Genomic DNA, 9,683 nt, shown 5'->3' with positions numbered 1-9,683 from the left:
ACGCTTTTCACCCCAGCCGCCAGATTTAGTGTCGTCCACCCCTTGCGCCCACGCCTCAGCGTGCGATGCTGGGTTCGTGGCTCCGGCTACGGAGCCGCATTCCCTGCAACGTGTAAGGAGGCCTCCGATGCGTATCGAAACCCACAGCCAGCAGATCGAAGTCACCACCGCCCTGCGTGACTACGTCGAAACCAAGCTGGCGCGGCTGCAACGTCATTACGAACAGCCTTTCGACATCCGCACCCAACTCAGCCTCGACAAGCCCGACCATCGCGCCGAAGCGACCGTGAACCTCGCCGGCCGCACCCTCCACTGCGACGCCGCCGCCGTCGACATGTACGCAGCCATCGACCTGCTGGCCGACAAGCTGGACCGCCTGCTGATGAAGCACAAGAGCAAGCTCGTCGACCATCACCGCGGAGAAAGTCTCGCCCGGAACGGCGAATTCGGCTGATCGTTCGGGGATAATGCGGCGCCTCCCGACGCTGTGTTGAACGATGCCGCTTCATGAACTGCTGAGCGCGCAACGGGTCGCGATCCTGGAGGAATCCGGCGATCGCGACGCCGTTTTGGACGCCGCCGCGCGCCTGCTGGGCGACGGCACGCCGACGGCGATCCGCGCCATCGGCGACAGCCTGCGCGAACGCGAACGCCTGGCCAGCACCGCCATCGGCCACGGCGTGGCCATTCCGCACGGGCGCAGCGCCCTGTTCGACGACAGCCGCGGCGCCTTCCTGCGCCTCGAACAACCAGTAGACTTCGGCGCCGCCGACGGTGAAAAAGTCGATCTGGTGCTCGCCATGACCGTGCCCGAACATTACGTGCAACAGCATCTGCAGCTGCTGGCCGAACTGGCCGAACGCTTCGGCGACGCCGATTTCCGCGCCGCCCTGCGCGGCGCGGCCGACGTCGACGAACTCGGCTGGCGCCTGCTCGGCGGCACCGCCCTGCGCAGCGGAGCGCGCGCATGACCACCAGCATCAGCGCCGGCGAGCTGTTCGAGCAGCAGCGCGAACGCCTGGACCTGCGCTGGCTGGCCGGCCAGCGCGGCGACGACCGCGTGGTCGCGGCGGTGGAAACGGTCGCCCGGCGCCCGTCCCTGGCCGGCTACCTCAACGCGATCTATCCCAACAAGGTGCAGATCCTGGGCAGCGAGGAACTGTCCTGGCTGGACGGGCTGGACTCGCGCCTGCGTTGGGAAACCATCGAGAAGATCATCCAGTTCCGCCCGTTGGCGCTGGTGATCAGCAAGAACCAGGCCTGCCCCGAGGACCTGCGCCAGGCCGCCGAGGAAAGCGGCACCGCGCTGTGGGTCTCGCCGCGTCGCGGCCACGAACTGCTCAACCACCTGCAGTACCACCTCGCGCGCACGCTCGCGCCGCGCATCACCATGCACGGCGTGTTCATGGAGATCTATTCGATCGGCGTGCTGATCACCGGCGAATCCGGCTCGGGCAAGAGCGAGCTAGCGCTGGAGCTGGTCACCCGCGGCCACCGCTTGGTCGCCGACGACGCGCCCGAGTTCACCCAGATCGCGCCCGACGTGCTCGACGGCACCTGCCCGGAGATGCTGCAGGACCTGCTGGAAGTGCGCGGCCTGGGCGTGCTCAACATCCGTCAGATGTTCGGCGACACCGCGGTCAAGAACAACAAGTACCTGCGCCTGATCGTGCACCTGACCAAGCCCATGACCGAGCCGCTGCCTTCGGGCATCGAGCGCCTCACCGGCGACACCGGCCTGCGCCGGGTGCTGGATCTGGACGTGCCCATGATCACCCTGCCGGTGATGCCCGGCCGCAACCTGGCGGTGCTCACCGAGGCCGCGACGCGTCTGCACAGCCTGCGCATGAAGGGGCTGGATCCGGCCGCGGCCTTCATCGCGCGCCACAGCAATTTCCTCGAGCGCGGCGAATCATGAATCAGAGCGTGGAACCGGTCCTGATCATCGTCAGCGGCCTGTCCGGATCGGGCAAGTCGGTGGCCCTGCACACCTTCGAGGACCTGGGCTACTACTGCGTCGACAACCTGCCGGCCGAGCTGCTGCCCGAGTTCGTGCGCAGCGTGGTCCAGGCCGACGACGGCGCGCCGGCCAAGCTCGCGGTCAGCATCGACGTGCGCAACCGCCATAGCGACCTGGCCAATATCCCGGGTTGGCTATCGACCGTGGGCGCACTGGGCGTGGACCCCAAGCTGGTGTTCTTCGACGCGCGCGACGAGGTCCTGCTCAAGCGCTACGCCGACACCCGCCGCCGCCATCCGCTCAGCCAGCTCGGCCTGGCCCTGGCCGACGCGATCGCGCTGGAACACCAGGTGCTGCGCCCGCTGCGTCAGATCGCCGACGCAGTGGTCGACACCAGCGACCTCAACGTGCATCAGCTGCGCCGCTACGTGATCACCGAGTTCGGCATGGGCGGCGAGACCGGGATGTCGTTGCTGTTCGAGTCCTTCGCCTACCGCCGCGGCGTGCCCGCCGACGCCGACTTCGTGTTCGATGCGCGCGCGCTGCCCAACCCGCATTGGGACCCCTCGCTGCGCCCGCTGTCGGGCCGCGACGCGGGCGTGCGCGACTACCTGCAGGCGCAGCCCTATGTGCAGCAGTTCGTAGGCCAGGTCGGCGAATTCCTGGACACCTGGCTGCCGCGCCTGCAGGCCGACAGCACGCGCAGTTACGCGACCATCGCCTTCGGCTGCACCGGCGGCCGCCATCGCTCGGTCTATCTGGCCGAGCGTCTGGCCGAGCACGCGCGCGAACGCGGCTGGAACGAAGTCGCCGTGCACCATCGCGAGCTGGACTGAGCGCGCGGTCGCGACTTCCGCCTGTCGCATCCATCGCCGCGTCGTGGCGGCGAATCGCCGCCGACTTCGCGCGCGTCTTACGAAACTTTTGCGCATTCGTACCGCTGCTCTACGTCGGCGCCGCTACGGTGGATACGCGCTCTCCGGCGCACTCCGCACCCTCCGGAGCACCGACGATGACCCATCGCATACGCAATCCGCTGCCCGTCCTGCTCGCACTGACCGCCGCGCTGGCGGTACCGCTGGCGTTCGCGCAATCCCCGTCCATGCCGCAGGATCCGTCGCCGACGACCGGCGGCGATGCTGAGCCGACGAGCCCGGCCGCCACCCGCGCGACGCCCGCCTTCGCCGAATTCGATGTCGACGGCGACGGCCAGATCCGCCAGGCCGAAGCCGCGATCGACAGCCCACTCAGCCGCCACTTCGCCACGCGCGATGAAAACCGCGACGGCGCGCTGAGCGAGGTCGAATACCAAGCCGGCGCCGCCGAGCGCGAGACCGACAAGCGCAAGTAAGCCGGACGCCGCGACCGCGGCGCCGCGCGGCGCGATCGCGAACCGGCCCAGACATTAGGAGACCGTCATGAACACCCATGCCCACCGCCCGCTGACCCTGGCCTTGAGCGCCCTGCTGGCCGGCGCCGCGTTGACCGCCTGCAGCAAACCCGAGCCGCCGGCCGGGGAAATGCCGCCGCCGACCACCGAGCCGGCAGCGCCCGCGGACATGGCACCGCCGCCGGCCGATACCGCGCCGCCGGCGACCGACACCGGCGTGCCGCCGCCGGTCGAAGGCAGCTCCAACCAGACCCCGCCGGACCAGGGCAAGACCGACGCCAAGCAGCCACCGGCGCACTGAGGGCCCGCCCCTAGATCCCGCAAGGGCGGCCTCCGGGTCGCCCTTGCCGCGAGCGTCGCCGACCGCCCTCGCAAAATCGCAAACGCGGCGCTTCCGGCGCTTCCGGGCTGTCACCGCGGTCTGTTAAGTTTGCCGCATGAGCGTCGGCATCCTCCTCATCACCCACGAAGGCATCGGCAACGCGCTGGTCGCGGTCGCGAGCCGGTTGATGCGGCCGTTGCCGCTGAAACTGGAAGCGCTGGAAGTGCCGTTCGACGCCGACCACGAGCTGCTGCTGCCGATGGCCAGCGCCGCGCTGCGCCGCGTTGACGGCGGCCAGGGCGTGCTGGTGCTGACCGATCTGTACGGCGCCTCGCCCAGCAACCTCGCCGCCCGCGTCGCCCGTCTGGGCACGCCGGTGCGCCGCGTGTCGGCGCTGAGCCTGCCGATGCTGCTGCGGGTGTTGAACTATTCCGACCTCGACCTGGACGAACTCCCCGCGGTCGCCGCGGCCGGAGCGCGCAACGGCGTGATCATCGACGAGGCCTGATGTCCGACCCCAGACCGCAACGCGACACCGCAACACCGAGACGGATTTTGAGGAACCCGCAATGATCGAACGCGAACTGACCGTCTCCAACCGACTGGGCCTGCACGCCCGCGCCACCGCCAAGCTGGTGCAGGTGCTGTCCGGCTTCCGCAGCAGCGCCACCCTCACCGCCAAGGGCCGCGAGGTCAACGCCAAGAGCATCATGGGCGTGATGCTGCTCGCCGCCGGCCAAGGCACATCGGTCAAGCTGCGCGTGGACGGCGAGGACGAAACCTCCGCGGTCGATGCCGTGATCGCCTTGTTCGATCGCCGCTTCGACGAAGACAGCTGAGTTGAGGGCGCGTCCATGAGAGAGACTCGATGAGGCAAGCGTTCTTCGGACATGGCGCATCGCGGGGCAGCGCGCTGGGCCGTGCCCGGGTCCGCCTGCCGCACGCGCTGGAAGTCGCCGAGGAACGGATCTCGCCGGCACAGGTCGAGGCCGAACTGGCGCGCCTGCACGCCGCCATCGAGACCGTGCGTGGGGAAATGCATGCCCTGCGCGAACGCCTGCACGGCGCGCTCGCGCACGAGGTCGGCGAGTTCCTCGACCTGCACACCCTGCTGCTGGACGACCCCGAACTGCTGCACGGCCTGGACGAGCTGATCCGCACCGGCCGCTACGCCGCCGACTACGCCCTGCGCCTGCAGCGCGACCGCATCGCCTCGGTGTTCGAGGCCATGGACGACGCCTACTTCCGCAGCCGCGTCGACGACATCGACCAGGTCATCGGCCGCATCCACGCCGCCCTGCATCGCCGCGCCGGCGAGATGCAGGGCGTGGCCGGCGAGATCCTGATCACCGACAACGTCGCCCCGGCCGAACTGGCGCAGCTGCAGACCCAGGGCGTGCTGGCGATCGTGACCTCCGCCGGCAGCGCGCTCTCGCACAGCGCCATCCTGGCGCGCAGTCTGCACCTGCCGCTGGTGGTCGGCGCCGCGCAGGCCCTGCTCAAGATCAACGACGGCGACGCGCTGACCGTGGACGGCAGCAGCGGCACGGTGATCCTGGAACCCAACGCCGACGACCTGCGCGCGCACCGCAGCCGGGTGCGCGAGCACGCGCGCGAGCGCAAGCAACTGCACCGCCTGCGCCGCGAGCCCACACGCACCACCGACGGCGTCGACATCAAGCTCTACGCCAACGCCGAATCGCGCGAGGACGTGGCCGAGGCGCATGCCCTGGGCGCGGCCGGCGTCGGCCTGTACCGCACCGAATTCCTGTTCCTGCAGCGCAACGAACTGCCGACCGAGGAAGAACAATTCCGCGCTTACCGCGACGTGGTGCTGGGCATGACCGGCCGTTCGGTCACCATCCGCACCCTGGACCTGGGCGCGGACAAGGCCGATCGCACCGGCCTGGCCTTGCGCGACGAACCCAATCCGGCCCTGGGCCTGCGCGGCGTGCGCCTGTCGCTGGCGCGCGACGGCCTGCTCGAAACCCAGTTGCGCGCGCTGCTGCGCGCCTCCGGCTACGGTCCGCTGCGCGTGCTGGTGCCGATGGTGAGCTCGCGCGAGGAGATCCGGCGGGTCAAGCGCATGCTCGACCAGGTCGCCGCCGATCTGCGCCACGAGGGCCATGAGATCGCCGAACACGTGCCCCTGGGCGCGATGATCGAAGTGCCCGCGGCCGCGATCGCCCTGCCCAGCTTCATCGGCGCGATCGACTTCCTGTCGATCGGCACCAACGACCTGATCCAGTACCTGCTCGCCGCCGATCGCAACAACGAGGCCCTGGGCGAGCTCTATACGCCGCTGCACCCGGCCGTGCTACGCCTGATCCGCGACGTGATCCGGCTGGCGCGCGCGCGCGGAAAATCGGTGGCGGTGTGCGGCGAGATGGCCGGCGACCCGGCCTTCGCGCCGCTGCTGCTGGCCCTGGGGCTGGAGGAATTCAGCCTGCATCCGGCGACCCTGCTGGAGCTGCGGCGCGCGATCCGCGGCATGGACCTGGGCGCGCTGCGCGCGCGTGCGCCGGCGTTGCTGCGCGCGCGCGACCGCAAGGCGATCGAGGCCTGGCTGCGCGCGAACTGAAGCGCGGCGGCGACGGCCGGTCTACTTCCAGCCGTCGAAGTAGAAGCTGCCGGTCACGCAGTTGCTGCTGATCTTCTGGCACATCTGCGCGCCCTTGCCGCAGCGCGCCAGCGCCGTCGCCAGCGCCTGCTCCTCGCTGCGGCCCTTGTCGGCGAACAGGCTGGCGTTGCCGTCCGGCCCCATGCCCACCGCGATCGCCGCGCACTCGGCGCGATAGGCGAGCAGGACCTTGCAGTCGGCGCCGCCGCCGTTGGCGCGGCAAGCTTCGATCGCGCCCCGCTCGGCTTCCTTGCGTTCGCTGATGCCGTTGTCCTGTCCGGCCATGCCCAGGCTGCGCTTGACCGGATCGTGGGCGATCGCGGCCCAGGCCTTGTACTCGTGTTTGATCGCCTGCGGATCGCCGTCGGGGGCCGACTGCGCGGGTTTGTTGCCGCCGTTGATGCCGTAGCCCGGCAGCGGGATGCACAACTGTCCGGCCGAACTGCCGCCGGGATAGAGTCCGTCCGGGCAGCCCTGCTCGGCGCGCGCGCCGCCGGCGGCCAGCAGCAGGCCGATCAGGGCCCACGTTCTGATGTTCATCTTCGTTTCCCCCGGGCTGGCCCGCAGCGGTCCGCACTCGCGTCGAATACGCGAGTGCGCGCCCCGCCATTGTCGCCGGCACGCGCGCGCCGTTCGAATGCGCCACCGGACTGTCCGCCGAATTTGCGGCGGGCCGGTCGCGCACGCGCAGGCATGCGCGTGCCTGGATGCGTCCGGCGATACGGCGTAGGCCACGCTGTCGCGTCGGCAAGCCGATTTCTCTGGGCTTTGCCGCCGCCGCGGGCGATAATGACCGCATGAACGCTTAACCCAGTCGCCGCCCTCGTGGCCGCGACGCGCCAACGGAAGTACCGCATGGCCGAAGCCGTCCGCCACGACAAGACCGCACGTCAGCTGCGACTGCTTTCCGACGCGCTCGACAGCGGTCGTCTGGGGCCGGTCCGGCGCCTGGTCAACACCCTTTCGCCCGCCGAGATCGGCAACCTGCTCGAATCGCTGCCGCCCGGCAAGCGCGTCGTGGTCTGGGGCCTGGTCGATCCCGAGGACGACGGCGAGGTGCTGGTCCACGTCGGCGACGAAGTGCGCGAAAGCCTGCTGGCGGACATGGACACCGACGAGATCGTGGCCGCGGTCGAGGACCTCGACATCGACGACCTCGCCGATCTGGTCGAGGATCTGCCCGACACGGTCATCGACGAAGTCCTCAAGTCGATGGATCGCGAGAACCGCGAGCGCCTGGAGCAGGTGCTGTCGTACGCGGAGGACACCGCCGGCCGCCTGATGAATCCGGACGTGGTGACGGTGCGCGCCGACACCACCATCGACGTGGTGCTGCGCTACCTGCGCCTGCGCGGCGAGCTGCCCGAACACACCGACCACCTGTACGTGGTCAGCCGCCGCCACCAGTATCTGGGCCGGATCGCCCTGGCCGCCCTGCTCACCCACGAGCCCGGCACGCCGATCAACGAGCTGATCGACGACGAGCAGCCGGCGATCGACGTGACCGAGACCGACAGCGAAGTCGCGCGCCAGTTCTCCGACCACGACTGGATCAGCGCCCCGGTCGTCGACGACAACAACATCCTGCTCGGCCGCATCACCATCGACGACGTGGTCGACATCATCCGCGACCAGGCCGAGCACCAGGCCTTGAGCGCGGCCGGCCTGGACGAGGACGAGGACTTGTTCAGCCCGGTCCGGCGCGCGTTCCGGCGCCGCCTGATCTGGCTCAGCGTGAACCTGTGCACCGCCTTCCTGGCCGCCAGCGTGGTCGGCCAGTTCGAGGATTCCATCGCCAAGCTGGTCGCGTTGGCGGCGCTGATGCCGATCGTCGCCGGCATGGGCGGCAACGCCGGTACCCAGGTACTGGCGCTGATGATCCGCGGCCTGGCCCTGGGCCAGATCGGCGCGTCCAACGTCGGCGTGCTGCTGCGCAAGGAGCTGTCGGTCGCGCTGATCAACGGCGTGGTGCTGGGCATCGGCCTGGGCCTGATCGTGCTGCTGTGGTTCCGTCAGCCCGGTCTGTCGCTGGTGATCGGCGCCGCGCTCACGATCAACCTGCTCACCGCCGCGGCCGGCGGCGTGCTGGTGCCGGTCACGCTCAAGCGCCTGGGCTTCGACCCGGCCCTGGCCGGCGGCGTGGTGCTGACCACGCTGACCGACGTGATGGGCTTCCTGAGCTTCCTCGGCCTGGCGACGCTGATCCTGCTGCGCTGAACGCGCTCGGACGCAGCGGCGCACACGTGGATCGTGCTGCGCATCACCGCGCTCGCTGAACGGGATCCACGAACGTGAACGACGACTTTTCCCAATGTGGCGGTCGCGGCAAATCGCAGGATCGCGCATGGACAGCGCGGAAATCGCACGGAATGATGCGATCAACAAGGATGCCGTGGACAGCACGATGCTGCGACCCGTTACCGTTCGCCTGTGGGCGATCCTGCTGCCGTTGGCCGTGATGATCGCGGCCTCCTGCACGCACACGCCCGCGGCCCGCGAACACGGGGCTTTCGTCGAACGCAGCCTGGACCTGGACGGCAAGACCTATCGCTATCAAGTGTTCGTGCCCGCGCGCGCGGCCGGCGGCCGGCATCCGCCGGTGCTGCTGTTCCTGCACGGCTCGGGCGAGCGCGGCGACGACAATCAGCGCCAGCTCGCGGTGGGCCTGGCGCCGCACATCCGCCGCGTCCAGGACGAGTTCCCCGCGATCGCGGTGTTCCCGCAGTCGCCCGCCGACGAATCCTGGACCGACGGCACCGCGCGCATGGCGCTGGCGGCGCTGGATGCGGCGATGCGCGAATTCGACGGCGACCCGGACCGGGTCGCGCTGACCGGGCTGTCGCGCGGCGGCTACGGCGTCTACGAACTGGCGCTGCTGCAGCCCGACCGCTTCGCCGCGCTGGTGCCGATCTGCGGCGGCGTGACCGCACCCGGCGCACTGGGCGATCTGTACGTGCGCGGCGTGGCCACCGACGACGACCCGTTCGCGATCGCGGCCCAGCGCCTGCACCGCCTGCCGACCTGGATCTTCCACGGCGACCGCGACGAGTCGGTACCGGTGCAGCAGTCGCGGCGCATGGCCGAGGCGCTCAAGCAGGCCGGCGGCGACGTGCGCTACACCGAGTTCGCCGGCGTCGCGCACAACGCCTGGGATCCGGCGTATGCGAGCGACGCGCTGTGGTCTTGGCTGTGGCAGCAGCGGCGGCACTGAGGCGGAAGGCTCGGAGCAACAGCAACAGCAAATCCCCCTCAATCCCCCTTTTTCAAAGGGGGAAGACAAGCGGGGCGCGATGCGCCTTGTTGAGCTTGCTTCCTTATTCAAAAAGAAGACAAGCGTACGCTGGGACCGGTCAGCCATACGCTTCCTCCCCCTTTGAAAAAGGGGGATCGA

At 69.7% G+C, this 9,683-nt stretch carries 12 protein-coding genes; 11 read left to right on the top strand and 1 reads right to left on the bottom strand.

All coding sequences use genetic code 11. The features are described from left to right. The first annotated feature begins 127 nt into the window (after positions 1 to 127). The 9 genes from raiA (at position 128) to ptsP (ending at position 6,253) form a co-directional block, all read left to right on the top strand. Positions 128 to 454, top strand: a complete 327-nt coding sequence (raiA, locus tag ASD69_RS20055) for a ribosome-associated translation inhibitor RaiA (protein WP_056182815.1) — start codon at positions 128 to 130, stop codon at positions 452 to 454. Positions 455 to 497: 43 nt separating this feature from the next. After that, complete coding sequence (locus ASD69_RS20050) at positions 498 to 971, top strand: PTS sugar transporter subunit IIA (protein WP_056182813.1); 474 nt, start codon at positions 498 to 500, stop codon at positions 969 to 971. Beyond that, a complete protein-coding gene (hprK, locus tag ASD69_RS20045; protein WP_056182810.1) occupies positions 968 to 1,918 on the top strand; it encodes an HPr(Ser) kinase/phosphatase in 951 nt (316 codons plus the stop codon). Before ASD69_RS20050 ends, hprK begins: the two co-directional genes overlap by 4 nt. Next, positions 1,915 to 2,796 (top strand): RNase adapter RapZ, encoded by an 882-nt coding sequence (rapZ, locus tag ASD69_RS20040; RefSeq protein WP_056182807.1) that lies wholly within the window; start codon positions 1,915 to 1,917, stop codon positions 2,794 to 2,796. Before hprK ends, rapZ begins: the two co-directional genes overlap by 4 nt. A gap of 176 nt (positions 2,797 to 2,972) precedes the next feature. After that, entirely contained in the window at positions 2,973 to 3,311 is a 339-nt protein-coding gene (locus ASD69_RS20035; protein ID WP_056182806.1) for an EF-hand domain-containing protein, read from the top strand. 67 nt (positions 3,312 to 3,378) lie between these two features. Continuing rightward, complete coding sequence (locus tag ASD69_RS20030) at positions 3,379 to 3,651, top strand: hypothetical protein (protein WP_056182802.1); 273 nt, start codon at positions 3,379 to 3,381, stop codon at positions 3,649 to 3,651. A 136-nt stretch (positions 3,652 to 3,787) separates the two neighbouring features. Beyond that, entirely contained in the window at positions 3,788 to 4,180 is a 393-nt protein-coding gene (locus tag ASD69_RS20025) for a PTS fructose IIA subunit family protein (RefSeq protein WP_056182799.1), read from the top strand. A gap of 61 nt (positions 4,181 to 4,241) precedes the next feature. Next, positions 4,242 to 4,511, top strand: coding sequence for an HPr family phosphocarrier protein (locus tag ASD69_RS20020; RefSeq protein WP_056182795.1), 270 nt, complete (start codon positions 4,242 to 4,244; stop codon positions 4,509 to 4,511). 29 nt (positions 4,512 to 4,540) lie between these two features. Beyond that, positions 4,541 to 6,253 carry a phosphoenolpyruvate--protein phosphotransferase gene (gene ptsP, locus ASD69_RS20015; protein WP_056182793.1) on the top strand — a complete coding sequence of 571 codons (1,713 nt, stop codon included), beginning with the start codon at positions 4,541 to 4,543 and terminating at the stop codon, positions 6,251 to 6,253. A 21-nt stretch (positions 6,254 to 6,274) separates the two neighbouring features. Here the strand turns inward: ptsP and ASD69_RS20010 are convergent, their stop codons facing one another. Continuing rightward, a complete protein-coding gene (locus ASD69_RS20010) occupies positions 6,275 to 6,832 on the bottom strand; it encodes a DUF4189 domain-containing protein (protein ID WP_056182789.1) in 558 nt (185 codons plus the stop codon). A gap of 315 nt (positions 6,833 to 7,147) precedes the next feature. Here ASD69_RS20010 and mgtE point away from each other — a divergent pair, with 315 nt between their 5' ends. Then, positions 7,148 to 8,509, top strand: coding sequence for a magnesium transporter (mgtE, locus tag ASD69_RS20005; protein ID WP_056182786.1), 1,362 nt, complete (start codon positions 7,148 to 7,150; stop codon positions 8,507 to 8,509). Between the two features lie 187 nt (positions 8,510 to 8,696). Then, positions 8,697 to 9,503 carry a prolyl oligopeptidase family serine peptidase gene (locus ASD69_RS20000; RefSeq protein ID WP_056183202.1) on the top strand — a complete coding sequence of 269 codons (807 nt, stop codon included), beginning with the start codon at positions 8,697 to 8,699 and terminating at the stop codon, positions 9,501 to 9,503. Positions 9,504 to 9,683 lie beyond the last annotated feature (180 nt).

Source organism: Lysobacter sp. Root604, assembly GCF_001427505.1.
In the GTDB taxonomy this organism is placed as follows: Bacteria; Pseudomonadota; Gammaproteobacteria; order Xanthomonadales; family Xanthomonadaceae; genus Lysobacter.
This window is presented reverse-complemented; position numbering and strand designations above follow the sequence as displayed.

Excerpts from the sequence above, each read along its gene's own strand:
- hprK (WP_056182810.1), top strand. The coding sequence starts at position 968 with ATGACCACCAGCATCAGCGCCGGCGAGCTGTTCGAGCAGCAGCGCGAA.
- ASD69_RS20035 (WP_056182806.1), top strand. The coding sequence starts at position 2,973 with ATGACCCATCGCATACGCAATCCGCTGCCCGTCCTGCTCGCACTGACC.
- ASD69_RS20010 (WP_056182789.1), bottom strand. The coding sequence starts at position 6,832 with ATGAACATCAGAACGTGGGCCCTGATCGGCCTGCTGCTGGCCGCCGGC.
- raiA (WP_056182815.1), top strand. The coding sequence starts at position 128 with ATGCGTATCGAAACCCACAGCCAGCAGATCGAAGTCACCACCGCCCTG.
- ASD69_RS20000 (WP_056183202.1), top strand. The coding sequence starts at position 8,697 with ATGCTGCGACCCGTTACCGTTCGCCTGTGGGCGATCCTGCTGCCGTTG.
- ASD69_RS20050 (WP_056182813.1), top strand. The coding sequence starts at position 498 with ATGCCGCTTCATGAACTGCTGAGCGCGCAACGGGTCGCGATCCTGGAG.
- ASD69_RS20025 (WP_056182799.1), top strand. The coding sequence starts at position 3,788 with ATGAGCGTCGGCATCCTCCTCATCACCCACGAAGGCATCGGCAACGCG.
- ASD69_RS20030 (WP_056182802.1), top strand. The coding sequence starts at position 3,379 with ATGAACACCCATGCCCACCGCCCGCTGACCCTGGCCTTGAGCGCCCTG.
- mgtE (WP_056182786.1), top strand. The coding sequence starts at position 7,148 with ATGGCCGAAGCCGTCCGCCACGACAAGACCGCACGTCAGCTGCGACTG.
- ASD69_RS20020 (WP_056182795.1), top strand. The coding sequence starts at position 4,242 with ATGATCGAACGCGAACTGACCGTCTCCAACCGACTGGGCCTGCACGCC.
- rapZ (WP_056182807.1), top strand. The coding sequence starts at position 1,915 with ATGAATCAGAGCGTGGAACCGGTCCTGATCATCGTCAGCGGCCTGTCC.
- ptsP (WP_056182793.1), top strand. The coding sequence starts at position 4,541 with ATGAGGCAAGCGTTCTTCGGACATGGCGCATCGCGGGGCAGCGCGCTG.